Here is a 20,007-nt window from a genome sequence, read left to right as displayed (position 1 = left end):
CCTTCGCCGGCGGGGCGGCCGCCGGCGAAGGTGGGGCTCAGCCGGCGCGGATCTGGCCGGAGACCCGGCCCCACAGATCGTTCCAGTCGATCGTCGGGGTCTTGTCGATGTAGTTCGCGATGTATTCGTCGACGTTCTTGTAGGTGATCGGCACGCCGGTCCCGTAGAACTCGCGGTGCAGATGCGGCTCCTTGGCGATGTCGATCTTCTTGGTGTGGGCGTGATAGGCGATCGAGAGGCCCATGCCGCCGACCCAGATCGGATCCCAGTCGACCGTGCCGACCATCTCGCCGGACTTCACGGCGTCGACCGCCTGCCGGATGCCGTCGATGCCGGTGACCGGGATCGAGCCTGCCAGGCCCTCGGCGCGCAGCGCCTCGATCGCACCCAGCGCCATGCCGTCATTGGCGGCCCAGATGCCCTTGATGTCCGAGCCGAACCGGGTGAGCCAGGCCTGGGTGATCTCGAAGGACTTGGTCTCGAGCCAGTCGGCCACCTGGAAGTCCAGGAGATGGACATTGGGATTGGCGGCCAGCGCCTCGTCCAGGCCCTGCTTGCGCTCGATCGCCGGGGTGTTGTTGAAGATGCCGCCCAGTGCCACGATGCCGCCCGAGCCACCCATCTTCTCGATCAGCGTCTCCGCCATCTGCTTGCCGTAGGGCGCGCCGTCGAAGCTGATATGGGCGACGTAGTTCGGGTCGAAGTCCCAGGGGTGCAGGTCGGCGGGCTTGTTCCAGATCGTCACCACGGACGCCCCGGCCTTGGCGCAGGCCTCGACGATCACGCGGGTGTCCGGCGTGTCGTTCGGATCGATGCACAGCGCCAGGTTGCCGCCGGACTTGGCGAGCAGTGCGCGGACGTCGGAAATGCCCTTCTCGCTGTTGCCCTCGGTGACCAGCACCTCGTAGGGCGCACCCACCGACTGGGCGAACATCTCGCCGCCCTTGGCGAACGAGGCATGGTAGGGGTTGGTGAGCGAGCGCAGCGAGTTGGCGAGCTGCGGCTGGTCCTGGCCGAAGGCGCGCCTGCCGGCGAGACCGGTCATGCCGGCGGCACCCAGGCCCGCCAGCGAGGTGAGGAGCAGCCGGCGCCGCTCCAGCTTGGCCCGTTCGAAGATGCTCCCGAGCGATTCCATCGGTCTCGCCTCCCTGATTCGTTCTGTCATGACCGCAAGCGGTGCAGCTACATAACCGGTTGGTTACTTGTGGCGCAAGCGCGAACGCGCCGCCGATGCCCGCTGGCCGTCTCCCTCCACGTCGCGAATTCGCCCGTGGGGGCCGTCTGCCGGCGGAGGCCCGAAGCCGCAGGCGGGCGGCCCGGAGCATGATGATGATGATGACATGTATACATGAAGAAATTTTTGGAACCTGGTAAGCCGTGTTCGTTTGGGAAGTCGGGTGCCGCTTAAGGAGCACTGAACGAATACCTTACCGGAAAGGGCAGGCCATGAAGATGTACTTGATGAGCGTCTCCGCTGCTGCGCTGCTGACTGCGGCTTCGGCCGGCGTGGCCCTGGCGCAGACCGAGGAGGCAGCGCCCCAGCCGACGGCGGACGGCGCCGCCCAGGCGCAGCAGTGCCGCGACGACCTGCAGGCGCTCGGCCAGCGGATGCAGGAGGAGGGTTACTGGCTCTCGGGCTGGCGCGGCGGGCTGGGTGCGGGTGCCGCGGCGCCGGCCGGTGGTGCCACGCCGGCCGATGTCCCGCCAGCGGTCGACGCGCCACCGGCGGGCGGCGGGACGGCTGCGACGACACCGCCGCCGGTCGACGGGACCGCCGCCGGTGCGGGCCAGGAGGCCGGGATGCCGTCCCAGGCACCCGTCAGCCCGTGGGGTGACACGGGCTGGCAGACGCGGCCGTCCGAGGAGATCGGCACGCTCTACCGGGCAGCCGGCATCCTGGCGCAGCGCGGCGACCAGCAGGGCTGCCAGACCGTGCTGAACGCCACCCAGACGATCTATCAGGAATATGTCGGACGGCTGCAGGAGCTGGGCGTGAACCCGGACGAGGTGACCGGCTGGCGCCAGGAGCAGATCGTGAACGCGCGCCCGATCAATGAGGTGACTTCCTCGGTCCAGGCCGACAATCTGGTCGGCACCGATGTCCGCAACGCCCAGGACGAGAATCTGGGCCAGGTCGATGACATCGTGCTCGATCCGCAAACCGGCCAGATCCGGTACGTGGTGGTCGCGACCGGCGGCTTCCTCGGCCTGGGTACACGCGACGTGGTGGTGCCGTGGAACCAGTTGCGGGCAACGCCCGGTCTGGAGACCATCCTCCTGCCGGTGAGCCAGGACGCCATGGAGCAGGCGCCGGAGTTCCGCGGGCAGGGCGAGGGCGCGCAGGAGCTGGACCAGTACTGGTCGCAGGCGCTGGGCGAGCAGGCCGTGCCGCAGCAGGGTCAGCAGCAATAGGCCGGTGCGGCCACCGGGCCGGCCAGACCCCTGGAACCGGCCCATGACGCTGGCGTTGCTCGCAGCAAGGGCATTCACCCGGGAACAGGCAAGATGATGACATGCAGCCGGGGCGCGTTGGTGCTGTTCCTGCTGGCGGCGGCATCCGCCGGCCCACTGCTCGCCCAGGAACAGGCCACGCAGGCTCCTGACGAGAACGAAGTCTACAATGAGAGTGAAGTGCACAAGGGAGCGGCGCTGGAGGGTATCGACCCTGCGCAGGTGACTTGCCGCGAGTTCGCGACGATGAAGAAGCGGCAGCTCGAAGGCGTCATGTACGCCCTGGATCTGCCGGGCACCGCCAGCCAGGGCGGTACTGCGGGCGCCGGGCAGGAAGCGGCGGCGCAAGCCGATGGCGATGCCGTCGCGGGCGCTGCCCCCAATGCCTTCCCGGTCCCGCTGAACCGGGTGCAGGCCGAGTGCCAGGGGGAGCCGGACAGTCTGGTGGCCGACGTGGCGAAGCGGCTGCAGGACGAAGGTGCCGGACCTCCCGGTGATCCGTGACCTTCTCCAGCCGCTCCGGGAGCAGCCGGAGCGCTGGCGGGCGGTGGCCACCCTGGCCATCGCCTGCCTGCTCATGGGCACGGTTCCGGCCCTGGCTGCCGACCCCGGCAATCTCCCGGCCCTGCGGGAGCAGGCCCTGGCGGCGGCGAATGCGGACCGCGACGAGCATGGCCTGGCGCCGCTGGAGCTGGCGGAACCCCTGAACCTGGCTGCCCAGGCACATGCAAGGGACATGCTGGCGCGAAACTTCTTCGCCCACGAATCACCGGACGGGCGCAACGTCCAGGATCGCTACCGGGAGCATGGCGGGCCGGAGGGGCGGGTGGTCGCCGAGAACCTCGCCCAGTGCACCGGCTGCCCGCCCGAGATCGATGCGGCCCGCATCGAGGCGCTGCAGGAAGGCTGGATGAACAGCCCGGGGCACCGGGAGAACCTCCTCACGCCTGAGCTGGACCAGTTCGGCTACGGCATCGCCGTGGAGGGTGACCGGCTGGTGGCCGTGCAGACCTTCTCCGGGCCGGGCCGCTCGCCGGGGCAGGCAGAGGGCCAGCCGGCCCGGCCGGTATCGCCGGCCGAAGCCGGGGCGCTGGTGCTGGAGCTGGTGAACGCTGCCAGGGATGAGCGCGGGCTGCCCGAACTGGCCGCGAGCGAGGTGCTGGACGGCGTGGCCGGCGCGATCCTGCCCGAGCCCGGCACCGAATCCGCCCCACCGGCGGACGATCTGGGCGCGGCGTTGCCGGCGGAGGAACGGGAACGCTGGGCGACGCTGGCCTGGAGCTCGGCCGGCTGCAGCGGCTGCGGGGCCAAGCTCGATGCCGCCGATGCCGAGTGGTTCAGCCGCCAGTGGCTGGACGGTGCCGAGACCGCTCAGGTCTTGCTGAGCCCGGACATGACGCATCTGGGGTTTGCAGCGCAAGCGGACGGCAGGGGCGGCAAGAGCGCGGTGACGGTGCTCGGTCGTCTGCGCACAAACCGGTGAGCTGCAACGTCAGTGTTATCCTCTGAGTTGTGACTCGTAGGATATATTCGCGTAACGTGACGCATGGCATGATCCTGGGCAGATACCCGGTCCACAGGACCTTCTACCGATAGGTTCAGTCATGGCTCAAACGCTCGGCGCGGTGCATCCCGGGGCTTTCACCCCGTTCACCTTCATCCTCGACCAGGTCGATCCGGCCGCGCGGGTGCGCAACGCCCTTCTGGGCGGGACCAGGCTCGGCACGGATGAGGCCGGCAACGGGCTCGTGGTCAGCTACAGTTTCGCAGGGCCCGGCTCCACCTGGTCGGCGGAGTATGACGGCAGCGTCGATGCCGCCAACGTAGTGACGATGGGCAACGCGCAGCGTGCTGCGATCCGTGCAGCACTCGACCATATCGAGCAGTTCGTCGACGTCCGGTTCGTGCCGGTGGCGGATGGTGCCGCGAGCGTGGGCGTCCTGCGTTTCGCCCAGTCGGAGAGCGCCGGGGGGGCCTACCGTTTCCTGCCCCATGAGAGCCCGGCCGCAGGTGACATCTGGCTGCCTTGGTGGTTCGGCACGCCCGAAGTGGACCTCCTGCCGGGTGGCAGCGATTACATGACTGTCCTGCACGAGATCGGCCACGCGCTGGGCCTGACGCATCCCCATGACAGCAGCCCAGCCATGGTGCCCGGCGAGGACTGGCTGGGCGGCACGCTGATGAGCTATCGCGTGTTCCCCGGAGACGTGCCGGCAAGCGGGAGCTGGCCGTTCGTGTTCCCGGATGGCCTGTCGGCCTATGACGTCGATGCGCTCCGCTTCCTCTATGGTGCCCGCGCTCATGCCACCGGCGACGACGTGTACCGGTTCGAGCAGGATCCGATGATGCTGACCACGCTGGTGGATGACGGCGGCACCGACCTGCTCGATCTCAGCAACCAGGTGGCTGACGTGCAGGTCGACCTGCGCCAGGGGAACTGGAGCCTGGTCGGCTGGGAGTATGGCTGGCTGGACCCGGCGGGTAACTACGCTGAACTGCCACGCTCGCTGCGCACGGCATTCGGCACGATCATCGAGAACGCCAACGGCGGCAGCGGCAACGACCACATCACCGGCAATGGGGCCGACAACGTCCTGGCCGGGTTCGACGGTGCGGACATGCTGCTCGGCCTCGGGGGCAACGACCGGCTGCTGGGCCTGGGCGGCAGCGACCAGCTCTTCGGCGAGGCCGGCGCCGACCTGCTCAATGGCGGCAGCCTCGCCGACGTGCTGGATGGCGGTGCCGGCAATGACGAGATGTTCGGCGCGGACGGTCGGGACCGGCTGGGCGGCGGTGCCGGCGACGACATCGCCCATGGCGGCTCGGCGAACGACATCCTGGCGGGCGGTGCCGGAGACGACGTGCTGGGCGGCGGTGCCGACGACGACCTGCTGAACGGTGGGGTCGGCGACGACGTGCTGACCGGCGGGACCGGGCGAGACCGGTTCGTCCTGGAGGCGGACGCCGGCAGCAGCGACCGGATCACCGACTTCAGCGCCGGCATCGACCAGATCCTGCTGCGCGGCGGCTACAGCGTCGACCAGTTCCTGGCAGCGGCGACCACCAGCGGCGGCAACACCTCGTTCGCCCTGGCCAACGGCCACGACGTGCTGCTGGTGGGCGCCACGGGCGTGCGGGCAGACTGGTTCACCACGACCTGACCGAGGAAGGCGCAGGCGGTCAGGCGACCAGGGCCCGGCCGCTCGTGCTGACGAAGTCGAGCTGGACGACGATGTCGTTATAGTCGAAGTCGCCGCCCCGCATGTCCTCCCAGCCCCAGGTGTTCAGGCCGTAGTTCCACAGATGCGCCACCTGCTGGCCGTCCTCCGGCTCGTTCGCCTGGGTGAAGCCCCAGAACTCGCCCTGCTTGTTGCTCAGCCGCATGGCGATCAGGTCGCCATCGTCCACGTCCAGGATGCTGGTCTCGAGATATTCGCCAAAGCCCGGGCCGCTGATCCAGCGCTCGCCGGAGCTGGTCTCGTAGCCGCGCTCCAGGCTCGCCTCGGCATAGCCGGCATCGCCCGGCGCTAGGCCGTCGATCGTGCCGAGCAGGTCGTCGACCTCGTAGAACAGCAGGGAGGATTCCAGCTTGCCGTTCTGGCGGACGCGTACGACCGCCTCCTGGCCATCGGCATCCCCGGCGGTCTCCGCGACCGCGACCGAGCGGGCGACCCGCAGCGCGCTGTCGAGATCGGCCGTGGTGTAGTCGACGAAGCCGTACTCGTTGGAGAGCGTCTCGCGGAACGCGGCCGCGTCCTGGCCGCCGATGCCGATGCCGAGCGCGTCGCCCTGCCGGGCGTCGATCTGGAGTGCCTGGCCCTGGCTCGCCTCGTCGAACAGCCGGACGAGGTCGGCGGAAAAGTCGCCCTGCAAGGCCTGCTGGGCGAACTGGATGCTCCAGGCATGGGGCGAGCCGGGCGCGCCGTTCCAGCGATAGCCGTCCCCGCCGCTCTGCAACTCCAGATCCAGCGCTCCGGCCAGCGAAGGCTGCAGGAGGAGGGACTGGTCCAGGGCACTGCGGCCATCGTCCAGGTCCAGCACGCCCGGCAGTGCGGGGCCGGACTGGCTGTGCGCGATGGTGGTGAGCGCCCGGGTCAGGAGCAGCCCGTTGGGCGAGCCCAGCCCGGTCACCAGGTCGTAGCCGGGGCCCGCCTCGTAGCCGAACCCGGTCGGCACCGGCGTCTCGTCCGAGAACTCGTCGAGCGGCGGCGCGTTGACGTGGCTGGACGTGTTGTTGCCGAGCTGGATGTCGTTGAAGGCGCCCGGCGCCACCGTGGCGGCGACGTAGAGCAGGTCGTTCATGTAGCCCAGGCGCGGCAGGCCCTGGTCCTCGAACACGGCGTTGATCCTAGCACCGAGCGCTGCCCAGAACGGCGCGGACGCGCTGGTGCCGCCGCCCAGATTGTCGAAGCTCTGCAGGTCGTCGGCCGGGGTGAAGTAGTAGAGGTTGCCGCCGGCGGGTGCCGCCACGTCCGGCACGCCGCGGCCGGTCTCCTTCAGCGGGTCGGTCGTGGTGGGCGTCAGCCCGAACGCCTCCTGGTACCAGGGCGTGGGCTGGTTCGGGTCCACGCCGCCGGCCGTGGCCGCGTTGGAATCGTAGCCCGGCAGCAGCCGGTCGCCGGAGTGGAAATACTCGTTCCAGACGGTCTCGACGAGCTTGGCCGTGTCCGGGGCGTCTGCGGGCAGCTCCTGCAGGCCGCCGGCCACCAGGAGCTGGAGCAGGTCCAGCTCGCCGTCCTCGGCGCGGGCCAGCAGGTCCTGCAGCGTGTCGTCGGCGCCGGCGGCCGCGATCGTGCTGACCGAGGTCCCGCCGACCGCCACGGCATAGGGGCTGGAGCTGATCGATTCGACATTGGTCAGGCCGTTGCCGATCAGGCCGCCGGAACCGCCGTCGCCCAGTGCGATGAACACGGACTGGCCGCGCAGCGCCGCATCGACGAACAGTCCCTGGTAGGCGGCCGCGAACGGCGAATCCGGCGAGGGCATCGAGAAGTCGCTGAACGAGGACGACAGCAAGCCCGGATCATGCCGCTCGTCCCAGATGGCGCTCTGGTAGGCGGTGAACACGGTGCCGTTCACGCCGCTGCCGGCATAGAGCCCGATCTCGCTGTTGGGGGCCGCCCCCGCGACCACCCCGACATCCAGCGAGCGCTCGGTCGCAAGGTCCGGGTCCCACGCCTGCTGGGCCGCATTGACCACGTAGTACCGCCCGGACCCGTCCAGCCCGATCTCCTGGCGGTAGTCGTCCAGCCCCTCCTGGAAGCTGATCGCTGAATCCTCGGGCATCGCCGCGCCGATGCCGGGCTCGATCAGGCCGATCCGGCCGGTCTCGACACCCTCGTCCGTGATGGGGAAATGAAACAGCTCGGCGATCTCGGCGGGCGACAGGCTCTCGATGGCGCCCGTGCCATTGCCGATGCTCTGCGCGCCGTCAGGCAGCTCGACCTCGCCCTCCACCAGGCCGTTGGCGGCATCCGGGGCGCCGAAGTCGAACCAGATGCCCTCGACCAAGCCGGCCAGCTCGTCGGGCAGGGAAAGCTCGCCGTTCCAGAACAAAAAGGAACTGGCCGGGTCGTCGGCATCCGCCACCATCAGCTTGGTGCCGAACAGCTCGTCGAACTGCCGCGCATCGAGCTCGACCCAGACCGTGCGCGATTCGGCGGACGCGACGTAGCCGTCCTCGGCGTCGAGCAGCCGGTAGCCGGCGCCGGAGAGTTCCGCCGCCACGCCGGCATGGGCCGCGGGATCGGCGCCGAAGCTGGACCAGAGCGAGCCATCCGCCTTCATCTCGGCGAGCGTCGCCTGCCGCGTGGCCCAGTCGGCGGCGAGCAGGGAGGAGGGATCCTCGGCCCGTTCCAGCGTCAGCGCCACCCGCATGGTGGTGTCGGCCGCCGCCTGCTCGATCCTGGCTGCATCGAGATCGAAGACCTCGGCGACGCTGGTCTTGTCGGTGGCACGATGGGAGGTCAGGTCGAGATAGGTGGAGTTCTCGATGGTCGCCAATGCCACGTCCTCGGGGGTCTTCAACAGATGCGAAATTGTAATTCGTGCGGCCGCAATCAACCGTCGGCTGGCTACTGGATCAAGGCACGGCTGCCTCCTTCACCAAGGCTTCACGCGATCGGGATGTCTTCCCCTGTGCTGGCGGGAAGGCCCGGCCGCTGCCGCATTGCAGCATGGGCCCGGAGGAGCGGCGCTGCGATACCCCGGATCGCCCTGCGCTGCCACCTTGACAGATCGGCCGGCAGCATCGCTGAACTCGCCGAGCCTGCCCCGGAGGAACCATGTCGATCTCCCGCCGCAACCTCGTGGCCGCGTCGGCCCTCATCCCCGTCCTGAACCTGGTCCGCCCGGCCCAGGGCCAGGAGCGGCTGAAGGTCGCGGGCATCCATACCGTGCCCGTCGAGAACGCCTGGAACTCCCGGCTGCACGAGGCGCTGGTGAACGCGAACGAGGCCGGCACGATCGAGTACGTGTTCAGCGAATCGGTCGCCAACACCGACTATGTCCGGGCGATGCGCCAGTATGCCGAGCAGGGGGCCAGGCTGGTCGTGGGCGAGGTCTACGGCGTCGAGCGCGAAGCGCGCCAGGCGGCCAAGGACTATCCGGAGATCAGCTTCCTGATGGGCTCGTCCCTGAAGGCGCAGGAGCCCAATCTCGGCGTGTTCGGCACCTGGAACCACGAGGCGGCCTATCTGTGCGGCATGCTCGCGGCGGCCGTGTCGAAGACGAACACCTATGGCGCGGTGGGCGGCTACCCGATCCCGGAGATCAACCGGCTGATCAACGCGTTCCGCGCCGGGGTGGCGCGGGTCCGGCCGGATGCGAAGTTCCTGGTCCAGTTCATCGGCACCTTCTTCGACCCGCCCAAGGCCAAGGAGGCGGGCATGGCCCAGATCGATGCCGGTGCGGACGTCCTGTTCGGCGAGCGGATCGGCACGGCCGATGCCGCCAAGGAGCGGGGCGTGCTGGCGGTGGGCTCCCTGCTCGACTATGCGCCGCGCTATCCGGGTACGGTGTTTGCCAACGCGCTTTGGATCTTCGACCCGATCCTGGGTGCCGCGGTCGCCGACGTGAAGGCCGGCACGCCCACCGGCAAGGACTACAGCCAGTTCAGCTTCATGCGCTTTGGCGGCAACGACGTCTCGTTCGACCCGCAGCTGGTGCCGGTCGACGCGGTGGCGGCGATGGAGCAGGTGCGCGCCGAGATCAAGTCCGGCGCGTTCGAGGTCGAGATCGACGATTCGCAGCCGACGTGAGCCCGGTCCTCGAACTGACGGGGATCACCAAGCGGTTCGGCACGCTCCTCGCCAATGACGGCATCGACCTGACGCTCGGCCGGGGCGAGGTGCTGGCCCTGCTGGGCGAGAACGGCGCCGGCAAGACCACGCTCATGAGCATCCTGTTCGGCCATTACGTGGCCGATGCCGGGACGGTCAGGGCGTTCGGCCAGGTCCTGCCCCCGGGTGATCCCAAGGCCGCGATCGCTGCCGGGATCGGCATGGTCCACCAGCATTTCACGCTGGCCAGCAACCTGAGCGTGCTGGACAATGTCACGATCGGCACCGAGCCCTTGTCCGCCTGGCGCAGCCGGCGCGGCGCTGCCAGGCGCCGCCTCGTCGAGCTGGCGGAACGGTTCGGGCTGCCGGTCGACCCGGACCGGCGGGTCGGCGAGCTTTCGGTCGGTGAGCGCCAGCGCGTCGAGATCCTGAAGTCGCTCTACCGCGACGCTCGCATCCTGATCCTGGACGAGCCCACCGCGGTGCTGACCCCGCAGGAATCCGAGCGGCTGTTCTCGACCCTGCGCGGCATGGCGAGGCAGGGACTGAGCCTGATCTTCATCAGCCACAAGCTGCACGAGGTGGTGGCCCATGCCGATCGGGTGGCCGTCCTGCGCGGCGGCAGGCTGGTGGCCGAGCGGCCGGCTGCCGGCGCCTCGCGCGCGGAACTGGCCGAGCTGATGGTGGGCCGGCGGGTGGTCCATGCGTCCAGGGTGCCGCTCGAGCCCGGCGGGAGCCTCCTGCGGCTGGACGGCGTGCGGGTCGAGGCCGGCGGACGCCGCCTGCTGGACGACATCGCGCTGGACCTGCGCGAGCGCGAGGTGCTGGGCATCGTGGGCGTGGCCGGCAACGGGCAGGACGCGCTGTCCCGGCTGTTCGCCGGCACGGCACCGCAGCCGACGGGCCGGATCGAGCTGCTGGGCCGGCCGGTGGCGCGCCTCGATCATGACGCCCTGGCCGAAGCCGGGCTCGCCCACATCCCGGAGGACCGGCACCATGAAGGCGTGGTCGGCGACCTGCGGCTTTATGAGAACGCGGTGCTGGAGCGGATTCGCGACCGGCGCTTCTCGCGCCTGGGCCTGCTGCGCCGCCAGGCCGCGCTCGACCACGCCGCCGGCCTGATCCGGATGTTCGACATCCGCGGTGCCGAGCCCACGACCCGGACCCGGCTCCTGTCCGGCGGCAACATGCAGAAGCTGATCCTCGGGCGGAACCTCGTGGAGCAGCCCAGGCTGATCGTCGCCAGCCAGCCGACCCGGGGGCTGGACGAGGGGGCGGTGGCCGAGATCCACCGGCGCCTGCTGGAGGCGCGCGGCAACGGGGCAGGGGTGCTGCTCATTTCCGAAGACCTGGACGAGATCTTCCGCCTGGCCGACCGGGTCCAGGTGATCTTCAAGGGCCGCCTGTCGGCCCCGCTCCCGATCGAGGCGGCGAGCGAGGCACGGCTCGGCCTGATGATGGCGGGGGAGGATGGCGATGCGCCTCGAGCGGCGTGAGCGGACGCCGCCCCTGTTGCTGGTGGCGGCACCGATGGCGGCGATCGTGACCGCGCTGGTCCTGTGCAGCCTGCTGATCGGGCTGGCCGGTGCGCCTGTGCTCGCCGCCTACGCCACCCTGTTCCAGGAGGCGCTGGGCAGCCGGCTCGGCATCACCGAGACGCTGACCCGGGCCACGCCGCTGATCCTGACCGGCCTCGGTGCCGCCGTGGCGTTCCGGGCGCGGTTCTGGAACATCGGCCTGGAGGGGCAGTTCTATCTCGGCGCCATTGCGGTGGCGGCCCTCGGCTCGGCCGACTGGGGCCTGCCGCCCGCCCTGCTGGTGCCGCTCCTGCTCCTGGCCGGTGCGCTGGCGGGTGCCCTGTTCCTCCTGGGCCCGGCTCTCCTCAAGCTGCGCCTGGGCGTGGACGAGGTGGTGACCACCCTGCTCCTGAACTTCGTGGCGATCCTGCTGGTCTCGCTCCTGATCGAAGGGCCGATGAAGGACCCGCTGGCGTTCGGCTGGCCGCAATCGGTGCCGGTGACCGAAGCCGGCCTCCTGCCGCAGCTCCTGGCGCGCACCCGCCTCCATCTGGGCTTCGCCCTGGCCCTGCTGGCGGCACTGGCGATCGCCTTCCTCAATGCCCGCACCGTGTTCGGCCTCTCGGCGCGGGCGGTGGGCCTGGGGACGCCCGCGGCACGCCATGCCGGCATCCCGGTCGGGCGGGTGCTGCTGCTGACGGCCATGCTGTCCGGCGCGCTGGCCGGGCTGGCCGGGGCGGTCGAGGTGACCGGGCTCAAGGGCTATGTCACCACCGACCTGTCGCCCGGCTTCGGCACGGCCGGGGTGATCGTCGCGATGCTGGCGAGCCTGAACCCGCTGGGCGTGGTCCCCGCCGCGATCTTCGTGGCTGCGGTGTTCGTGGGTGCGGACGCCATGGCCCGCGCGCATGGCGTCCCGTCCTTCATCGCCGACGTGATCGTGGCGACCGCACTGCTCACCATGCTGGTCGCCCTGTTCCTCACCGAGTACCGGGTGCGCCGATGACCGAGTTCTGGGACATCGTCCTGGCGGCCTCGTTCTGGGCGGCCGCATTGCGCCTGGCGACACCGCTGATCTTCGGCACGCTGGGTGCGCTGATCGGCGAGCGCTCGGGCGTGCTCAACCTCGGCATCGAGGGGATCATGACGGCCGGTGCGATGACCGGCTGGCTCTCTGTGCATCTGGGCGCCCCGCTCTGGCTGGGCATCGCGGTCGCCGCCGTCGCCGGAGGCACCATCGGGCTGCTCCATGCGGCCCTCACGGTGCGGCTCGGCCTGTCCCAGCACGTGACCGGGCTCGGCATCACCCTGTTTTCCGTCAGCCTGTCCTCCTACCTCTACCGGCTCTACGTGCCGGCCTCGGGCTCCCCGCCGAAGATCACCCCGTTCGCGCCGGTGCACCTGCCGGTCCTGAGCGACCTGCCCTGGCTGGGGCCGGCCTTCTTCCAGCACACCGCACTCACCTGGCTGGCGCTGCTGACGGTGCTCCTGGTGGCCTGGCTCCTGTGGCGCACGCCGCTGGGCCTGGCGATACGCATGGCGGGCGAGAGCCCGGAGGCCTGCGAGGCGCAGGGGGTGAGCGTGTTCAGCCTGCGCACCGGGGCGGTGGTCGCCGGCAGCGCGCTCATGGCGATCGGCGGGGCATTCCTCACCACGGCGGCGTTCGACAGCTTCTACTTCTCCATGATCCAGGGGCGTGGCTGGGTGTGCATCGCGCTCGTGGTGTTCGCATCCTGGCAGCCGGGCAAGGCGCTGCTCGGCGCGCTGCTCTACGGCATGTTCGACGCGTTCCAGTTGCGGCTTCAACCACTGGTTCCGGGCGTGCCCTACCAGCTCTTCCTCATGATGCCCTATCTGCTTTCAATCGCTGCGTTGGTCCTGGTGTCGCGCCGGGCGCGGGTGCCCCAGGCGCTCATGCAGCCTTACCGGCCGGGCGAGCGGTAGCGGCGTACTTCATCCAGCCGAGTCTGATCTGAACTTCGACGGAAGCTGCTAGATTGCCCCTCTGAGGGTGACAGCATTTCCTGGCGGACACCGGATGAGACCGATGATGAGGTGGTTAACCGCGCTCGTTCTGCTTGCAGGGGCGTTCCTGGCGAGACCGGCCGCGGCCGAGATCACCGAACTTGCGAAGGTCGGGCCGTGGGATGCCTTCCACGTGATCAATGACGACGGCCACAGCCTGTGCGGCATCTCGCAGTTCAACAACGGGCTGGGCTTCCTGATCAAGGTGGACAACGAGCGCCAAGCCTTCATCCATCTCAGCAAGGAAGGCTGGGCGGTGCCGGCGGGAGCCCGGGTCCGTGTCGGCTTCGTGGTGGACGGCCGGCCGGTGCTGGACCTGCCATTCCTGCCGACTGACCACCCGACCATGATCGAAGGCAATCTCGTGCCGGAGCAGGCGGCCGGCCTGATCGACCGCTTCTCGCTGGGTGGCCACATGCAGGTCCGCTTCCTGACCGGCAACGAGGGATTCTGGGACGTGCCGCTGGAGGGCACCTACCGGATCACCCAGCACTTCCTGCGCTGCCTTGCCGAGCGCCTGCATCCTCGCCAGCCCTTCGACGCCGCCCTGCCGGGCTCCAGCCAGCCGTTCTGAAGACGAGGACAAGAAAAGAGGGCCGTGCTTTCGCACGGCCCCTGAGTGGGAGGAAACGCCTCAAGTCGGGTGTCATCGGGTAGAAACCCTGCGACGACCCAAGAGATAACCGGAAGCCGATGATCGCGCAATAGTAGAATTTCGGTTCGAGCGATCAATTCCGAATTTTGTCGTCTGGTCGCTAGAGGGTTGCATCGCCGCACCTGCGGCAGAAGGTGCCCGGTATCTCGCCAGGGTGGGGACGTGCCGCTAGCGTCTGCTCCCGGAGGCAGACAACCAGCGGGCAGAAAAGCCATGCGCAAGGCGCTCACCGGCGCGGCCGGCGTGTTTCCACCCCATGGACGCTACCATCACGGCATGGCGGTCACCGGATCCGACCGCCTGCTGTTCCTGTCCGGCCAGGTCGGCATCTGCCCGGACGGCTCGGTGCCGAGCGGCATCACCCGGCAGACCGAGCAACTGTTCGCCAACATCGAGTGCCTGCTCAAAGAGGGCGGCATGGACCGCAGCCACCTGGTCAAGCTCACCGCCTACCTGCTCGATCCGGGCGACCGGGCGACCTATATGGCGGTGCGCGACGCCTGGGTCGCCGAGCCGGCGCCCGCGTCGACCCTCCTGTTCGTCCACGCCCTGGCGCGGCCGGATTTCATGGTCGAGGTCGAGGCGATCGCGGCGGCCTGAGGGTCGCCGTCGGATCGTCCCCGCTCCGAGCCTCGCCCGTTCCCGGGTTCGTTTCGTTCCGCTGGAACCACGCCCGGCGGCAGGGGCGGGTGCGCCGGCTCAGGCTGCCGGCAGCTCTCCGCCCCGTGGCGCCAGCCGCCATGGTGCGGAACCCGCCGGGGGTCGACGGGTTGGTCGCGCAAGCGTCGGCAGGAGCATAGCGACATGGCCAACTCGACCCGTCCTCTGGCGATCGTCACCGGAGCGTCCACCGGCATCGGCCGCGAGCTGGCCCGGTGCTGCGCCGAAGGCGGCTTCGACCTGCTGATCGCCGCCGACGAGCCGGCGATCGAGGCGGCGGCCGCGGAGCTGCGCGGGCCGGACGTGCAGGTGCAGGCCGTGCAGGCGGATCTCGCCACGATCGAAGGGGTCGACCGCCTCTACAACGCGGCCGGCGGCCGGCCGGTCGCGGCACTCCTGGCCAATGCCGGGATGGGGATCCGCGGCGGGTTCCTGGACCAGGAGTTCAGCGAGGTCCGGCACGTGATCGACACGAACGTGACCGGCACGCTCTACCTCATCCAGAAGGTCGGCCGGGACATGCGGGCCAGGGGCGAGGGGCGGATCCTGATCACCGGGTCGATCGCCGGCTTCATGCCGGGCGCCTATCACGCCATCTACAACAGCTCCAAGGCCTTCCTGGACTCCTTCTCCTTCGCCCTGCGCACCGAGCTGGAAGACAGCGGGGTGACGGTCACCTGCCTGATGCCGGGCCCGACCGACACCGCGTTCTTCGAGCGCGCCGGCCTGCTCGACACCAAGCTCGGCCAGGCGCCGAAGGACGATCCGGCCACCGTCGCGAAGATCGGCTTCGACGCGATGATGCAGGGCGAGGGCGACGTGGTGAGCGGCTGGAAGAACAAGCTGCAGGCAGCCGTCGCCAATGTCACGCCCTCCGCCGTGCTGGCGAAGATGCACGGCAAGATGGCCGAGCCGGGCTCGGGCAAGACGTAAGCTGAGCCGCCGGTCAGCGGGCCGGCTCGTCCGGCAGCTCCGCCAGGGCGCGGGCGGTCCATGCCTGCTCGCGCCGGCGCAGCAGGTGCCCGCCCAGCAGGAGCAGGGCCAGGGCAGCCAGCAGCACCACGAGGCCCGATCGGGCCGGCCACCTGGTGGATCTCCTGGCCGAACCGGTAGGCGCAAGGGCCGAACAGGGCGGCCCAGCATACGGTCGCCAGCGCGTTGGCGAGCAGGAAGCGGGGCCAGGCCATCCGGCTGGCGCCAGCCAGCACGCCCGTGAACGCGCGCAGGAAGGCGACGAACCGGCCGAAGAACACGATCGTGCCGCCATGGTGGGCGAACAGGTACTGGCCGAGCTTCAGCCGCTCATGGGACAGCCCGATATGCCGGCCGTAGCGGCGGAGCAGGGGCAATCCTAAGCGGCGGCCGGCCAGATAGCCCAGATTGTCGCCGACGATCGCCCCGGCGGCGGCCACGCCGATCACGCTGGCGATGCCGAACTCCCCGGTCGAGCCCGCATACACGGCAGCGCCGATCAGCGCCGCCTCGCCGGGCAGGGGCACGCCCATGCTTTCCAGCGCCACCACCGTGAACAGCAGCCAGAGGCCATGGGCCTGGATCAGCTGGGGCAGCCAGGATCCGGCCAGGGCCTCGAACATGCCGGCCTGCCCTTTCAGGCCCTGCGGACCAGCCACAGGGAGGTCTCGGGCACGCCGTCGCGCAGGGACAGGGCCGCCAGCGGGCCGGCCGCGACCCGCTCTTGCCGGCGGGTGGCCAGCCAGTGGCTCGACCAGAGCAGGCGCCAGCCACCGCCATGGAGCAGGGCGGCGATCAGGCTCTGCTCGGCATAGCCCCGCCAGGCCCAATGCTCGGGATAGGGGTCGGGCAGGAAGATGTCGTGGACGTGCAGGAGCACGCCGGGCGGCAGGCGGGGCAGCAGGTCGTTCACGATCCGGTCGACATCGCCGCCGGGCAGCAGGAGGTGGCTGGAATCGACGAACAGGAGGTCGCCCGGCCCCAGCAGCGCGGCGATCTCCGTGACCGCCATCTCCTCGAACCGGCAGGGATGGTGGACGAGCGGCAGGGCGCGGATGTCGGCGCGGGGCTCGGGGTCGATGCAGTGCAGCTCGGTGCCGCTGGCCGCATCGCGGATTGCCCGTGCGAGGAACCGGGTGGAGTGGCCGCTGCCGATCTCGACGATCCGGCGCGGGCGCTGCTCGTGGACGGTGGCGTAGGCACGGGCCGCATCCAGGCGCGGGAACCATTCCTGGTCGAAGCGGGGCTCGGGCGGCGGGCCCGCCAACAGGTGCAGTTGGGCGGCGTGGCGCTCCGTGGCGGCGAGTGCTGCCAGCATCTCCGGCTCGGCCGCGGTGAAGATCGGCAGGAGGGCCGGATAGGCGCAGGGGCGGACGGCGGCGGCATGGCGGTAGGGGATGAAGACGCCCGGCCGCTCCGGGGAGGGCAGGGTGCTCACAGCTCGATGACCAAGCCTTCGCTGGCCACCACCGAGCCGGGCATGGCCGCTTCGAGCTGGACGGCGATCCCGTCCAGGAAGGCGTCGCAATGGTCCGGCTCGTGGTGGAAGGTCACCAGGCGCCTGGCACCCGCGGCCTGGCACAGGCGCACGCCCTCCTGCCAGGTCGAGTGGCCCCAGCCGCGATAGTTGACATATTCCTCGTCGGTGAAGGTCGCGTCGTAGATGACGAGGTCCGCACCGTCGATCAGGCGCAGCACGTCCTCGTCCAGCCGGCCCTCCGTATGCTCCAGGTCGGTGACGTAGCAGGCGGCTCTGCCGTCATACTCGACCCGGTAGCCGGTGGCGCCGCCCGGATGCGGCAGGAAATGGGTGCGCATCCGCACGCCCGGCACCGGCTCCAGCGTGTCGCCGGCGTTGAAGTCCTCGAAGCCGATCTGGGCGTGCATGATGTCGAAGGGGACCGGGAAGAACGGGCGCTGCATCAGGCTGCCCACCACCTCGTGCAGCCGGCGGCCCTGGCGGAGCAGGTGGCCGTTCCAGAGCTTCAGCCGGTTGCCGCTGTGATAGGCCGGCTTGAAGAAGGCGAAGCCGTTGATGTGGTCGACATGGGTATGGCTCAGGAACACATGGGCGGAGCAGCCGCGGCACTCTGCCATGACCTGGCGGCCGAGTGCCCGGATGCCGGTGCCGGCGTCGAAGATCAGCTGCTGGTCGCCGCAGCGCATCTCCACGCAGGGCGTGTTGCCGCCATAGCGAAGCGTCGAGGGGCCAGGGACGGGAACGGTGCCGCGCACACCCCAGAAGCGTACCGAGAATGACGACGGCTGCCCCATGTTCCTCGCCGTTGACGACCGGCTATTTCCGGGCTGCGCCATCGCGCTGCTCAGCCTGCCGGCCTGAGCATGATGTGGTCCGCGTCCCCGCTTGTCACGCGATATAGATGATAGCGGCCGGGCTCCACGCCCTCCGGTACGGGCAGGGTCCGAAGCCGCTCGGCCGGCAGGTGCTGGTCACCGGCGATGATGCAGCCCTGCGGCAGGAAGCCCGCGAGCTGCCGGGCGACCTCCCGGGCCAGGCAGGCGTTGCGCACCGGATCGCCTGTGCCGATGTCGGCATGGACCAGGACCAGGTCGTGGGGCAGCAGGGTGGCGGCCCGCGGCAGCACCGTCTCGAACGTGCCGATCACCAGGTCCTCGGGGCGCGGCATGCAGGCGGGATGGGGCTTAGGGTCGCGCTCGACCACGACGATCCGTCGCTCCGGCAGGCGGGCGCGCAGATGGTCGTAGCTGCGCCCGTTGCCGAGCCCCAGCTCCAGCACGCTGCCGGGCCGCCCGGCCACCAGCTCCACCGCGGCGTCCAGGCAGGCCCGTTGCGCGATCAGGCGCCGGATGAAGCTGTCCAGCCGGGTCAGGGAGGCACTCCGCAGCGGTCGTCGTTCCGCCCCAAGAGCCTGATCCGGTCGGCCCTGTCCAGGGGGCAGCGCGAGTCGGTGCCGCAGCTGGCAGGGAACGGCGCATCGATTGTACCGATACTATTATCGCCAATGTTACCCTATCGACCGTCGGCGACGGCTGCGTTATGATAACATTCTCGGCAATGACCCAGATTGATTCACAACATGCTCGCGACCGTGTCCGCCTCGTCCGACCACGCTGCCCAGCCCTGGACCGCCCAGTTCGCCAGCCGGGCCGGCGGGATGGTAGCCTCGGAGATCCGCGAGCTGCTCAAGATCCTGGCCAGGCCCGACGTCATCTCCTTCGCGGGCGGCATCCCCGACCCGGCATTGTTCCCGGCAGACCAGTTCCGCCAGGCCTATGCGGAACTGTTCGCCGATCCGGCCCGCCGTGCCGCCGGCCTGCAATATTCGTTGAGCGAAGGCGATCCGGCGCTGCGCCGCTGGATTGTGGCGCACATGGCGGAGCAGGGTGCCGACTGCACGCCGGAGAACGTGCTGATCACCACCGGGGCGCAGCAGGCGCTGGACTTCATCGGCAAGCTGATGCTCTCGCCCGGTGACACGGTGATCGCCAGCGCACCGACCTATTTGGGCGCACTCCAGGCATTCTCGGCCTACGAGCCCCGTTACGAGCGGCTCCGCCTGGACGGGGGCAACGCGACCCCGGCGCATTACCTGGACAGCGCCCGGGCGCATGGAGGACGGCCGAAGCTCCTTTATGTCGTGCCGGACTTCGCCAACCCCAGCGGCGAGACGCTGGACCTGGCGCAGCGCCGCCGGCTCCTGGAACTGGCCCAGGCCACCCATGCGCTGGTGGTGGAGGATGCCGCCTACCGGCAGTTGCGTTACGCGGGCGAGCCGGTGCCCTCGGTCACCGCGCTGGCCTGCCAGCAGGCGGGCGGGATCGAGGGGGCCTGCAGCGTCTATTGCGGCACCTTCTCCAAGACCCTGGCGCCGGGCCTGCGGGTGGGCTGGATCGTCGGGCCGCGCGCCTTGATCGAGAAGCTCGTGCTGATCAAGCAGGCGGCCGACCTGCACAGCGGCACGCTCGACCAGGCAGTGATCGGTACGGTGGCGCGCGCATGCCTCACCGACCGGCTGCCGGTGCTCCGCCAAGCCTATCGCCGCCGCCGCGACGCCATGCTGGCAGCGCTGGAACAGTCGGCCCCCGCCGGCACGCGCTGGAGCCGGCCGGACGGCGGCCTGTTCGTCTGGGTGGAGCTGCCCGACGGGCTCGATTCCCGGGCGCTGCTGCCGCGGGCGATCGAGGAGGCGAAGGTCGCCTATGTGCCGGGCGGCGCGTTCTTCTTCGACGGCGGCGGCAAGAACACGCTCCGGCTCAGCTTCTCGCTGGCCGACGAAGCCACGATCGACCGGGGGGTGCGCAGCCTCATGGGGCTGGTGACCGAGGTGGCGGGGCAGCGGCCTGGCTGAGCCCGGCTCAGCCATGGCAGGGCAAGGCTCACTGGTGGCAGGGCCTAGGTGTTTGATCCCGCAATGTGGTGGTACAATGGATCACCATGCGGCAAGGGATGCGCTATGGGCCAGGT

At 69.9% G+C, this 20,007-nt stretch carries 17 protein-coding genes and 1 pseudogene; 12 read left to right on the top strand and 6 right to left on the bottom strand.

Annotated features, from left to right (window positions below):
- Positions 1-37: 37 nt before the first annotated feature.
- Positions 38-1,135 (bottom strand): sugar ABC transporter substrate-binding protein, encoded by a 1,098-nt coding sequence (locus HLA95_RS13890; protein ID WP_191061353.1) that lies wholly within the window; start codon positions 1,133-1,135, stop codon positions 38-40.
- 311 nt (positions 1,136-1,446) lie between these two features.
- Here HLA95_RS13890 and HLA95_RS13885 point away from each other — a divergent pair, with 311 nt between their 5' ends.
- The 4 genes from HLA95_RS13885 (at position 1,447) to HLA95_RS13870 (ending at position 5,612) form a co-directional block, all read left to right on the top strand.
- The gene (locus tag HLA95_RS13885; protein WP_222183658.1) at positions 1,447-2,412 is read left to right on the top strand and encodes a PRC-barrel domain-containing protein; all 966 of its coding nucleotides are present in this window, start codon (positions 1,447-1,449) and stop codon (positions 2,410-2,412) included.
- Between the two features lie 117 nt (positions 2,413-2,529).
- Positions 2,530-2,955 (top strand): hypothetical protein, encoded by a 426-nt coding sequence (locus HLA95_RS13880; RefSeq protein WP_191062180.1) that lies wholly within the window; start codon positions 2,530-2,532, stop codon positions 2,953-2,955.
- On the top strand, positions 2,930-3,934 hold the full coding sequence (locus HLA95_RS13875; RefSeq protein ID WP_222183657.1) for a CAP domain-containing protein: 1,005 nt from the start codon (positions 2,930-2,932) through the stop codon (positions 3,932-3,934). Before HLA95_RS13880 ends, HLA95_RS13875 begins: the two co-directional genes overlap by 26 nt.
- 121 nt (positions 3,935-4,055) lie before the next feature.
- Complete coding sequence (locus HLA95_RS13870; RefSeq protein WP_191060757.1) at positions 4,056-5,612, top strand: M10 family metallopeptidase; 1,557 nt, start codon at positions 4,056-4,058, stop codon at positions 5,610-5,612.
- Positions 5,613-5,631: 19 nt separating this feature from the next.
- Here HLA95_RS13870 and HLA95_RS13865 read toward each other — a convergent pair whose 3' ends face one another.
- Complete coding sequence (locus HLA95_RS13865; protein ID WP_222183656.1) at positions 5,632-8,454, bottom strand: S53 family peptidase; 2,823 nt, start codon at positions 8,452-8,454, stop codon at positions 5,632-5,634.
- A 281-nt stretch (positions 8,455-8,735) separates the two neighbouring features.
- Between HLA95_RS13865 and HLA95_RS13860 the strand changes: the two genes are divergently transcribed.
- The 7 genes from HLA95_RS13860 (at position 8,736) to HLA95_RS13830 (ending at position 15,521) form a co-directional block, all read left to right on the top strand.
- Positions 8,736-9,710: a BMP family protein gene (locus HLA95_RS13860; RefSeq protein WP_191062086.1), complete on the top strand. Its 975-nt coding sequence runs from the start codon at positions 8,736-8,738 to the stop codon at positions 9,708-9,710.
- Positions 9,707-11,227 (top strand): ABC transporter ATP-binding protein, encoded by a 1,521-nt coding sequence (locus HLA95_RS13855; protein ID WP_222183655.1) that lies wholly within the window; start codon positions 9,707-9,709, stop codon positions 11,225-11,227. Before HLA95_RS13860 ends, HLA95_RS13855 begins: the two co-directional genes overlap by 4 nt.
- Positions 11,208-12,254: an ABC transporter permease gene (locus HLA95_RS13850; RefSeq protein WP_191061036.1), complete on the top strand. Its 1,047-nt coding sequence runs from the start codon at positions 11,208-11,210 to the stop codon at positions 12,252-12,254. Before HLA95_RS13855 ends, HLA95_RS13850 begins: the two co-directional genes overlap by 20 nt.
- On the top strand, positions 12,251-13,192 hold the full coding sequence (locus HLA95_RS13845; RefSeq protein ID WP_191061034.1) for an ABC transporter permease: 942 nt from the start codon (positions 12,251-12,253) through the stop codon (positions 13,190-13,192). The genes HLA95_RS13850 and HLA95_RS13845 overlap by 4 nt, the downstream gene beginning before the upstream one ends.
- Positions 13,193-13,295: 103 nt before the next feature.
- Entirely contained in the window at positions 13,296-13,847 is a 552-nt protein-coding gene (locus HLA95_RS13840) for a hypothetical protein (protein ID WP_191061033.1), read from the top strand.
- Positions 13,848-14,141: 294 nt separating this feature from the next.
- Positions 14,142-14,528: a RidA family protein gene (locus tag HLA95_RS13835; protein ID WP_191061032.1), complete on the top strand. Its 387-nt coding sequence runs from the start codon at positions 14,142-14,144 to the stop codon at positions 14,526-14,528.
- A gap of 204 nt (positions 14,529-14,732) precedes the next feature.
- Entirely contained in the window at positions 14,733-15,521 is a 789-nt protein-coding gene (locus HLA95_RS13830; protein WP_222183654.1) for an SDR family NAD(P)-dependent oxidoreductase, read from the top strand.
- A gap of 251 nt (positions 15,522-15,772) precedes the next feature.
- Here HLA95_RS13830 and HLA95_RS29135 read toward each other — a convergent pair.
- The 4 genes and pseudogenes from HLA95_RS29135 to HLA95_RS13810 all read right to left on the bottom strand — a co-directional run.
- A pseudogene (locus tag HLA95_RS29135) lies at positions 15,773-16,093 on the bottom strand (DedA family protein); the annotation flags it as partial.
- 104 nt (positions 16,094-16,197) lie between these two features.
- Positions 16,198-16,998, bottom strand: a complete 801-nt coding sequence (locus HLA95_RS13820; RefSeq protein ID WP_222183653.1) for a class I SAM-dependent methyltransferase — start codon at positions 16,996-16,998, stop codon at positions 16,198-16,200.
- Positions 16,995-17,834: an MBL fold metallo-hydrolase gene (locus HLA95_RS13815; protein WP_222183652.1), complete on the bottom strand. Its 840-nt coding sequence runs from the start codon at positions 17,832-17,834 to the stop codon at positions 16,995-16,997. Before HLA95_RS13815 ends, HLA95_RS13820 begins: the two co-directional genes overlap by 4 nt.
- A 50-nt stretch (positions 17,835-17,884) precedes the next feature.
- Entirely contained in the window at positions 17,885-18,349 is a 465-nt protein-coding gene (locus HLA95_RS13810) for a class I SAM-dependent methyltransferase (protein WP_370467491.1), read from the bottom strand.
- A gap of 270 nt (positions 18,350-18,619) precedes the next feature.
- On the opposite strand from HLA95_RS13810, the gene HLA95_RS13805 reads away from it, so the two are divergent.
- Positions 18,620-19,891: an aminotransferase-like domain-containing protein gene (locus HLA95_RS13805; RefSeq protein WP_191061715.1), complete on the top strand. Its 1,272-nt coding sequence runs from the start codon at positions 18,620-18,622 to the stop codon at positions 19,889-19,891.
- Positions 19,892-20,007: the final 116 nt, after the last annotated feature.

It is taken from the genome of Geminicoccus harenae (assembly GCF_019800005.1).
Classification (GTDB): Bacteria; Pseudomonadota; Alphaproteobacteria; order Geminicoccales; family Geminicoccaceae; genus Geminicoccus; species Geminicoccus harenae.
Note: the sequence above shows the minus strand (reverse complement) of the source record. Positions and strands in the feature narration are given on the sequence as shown.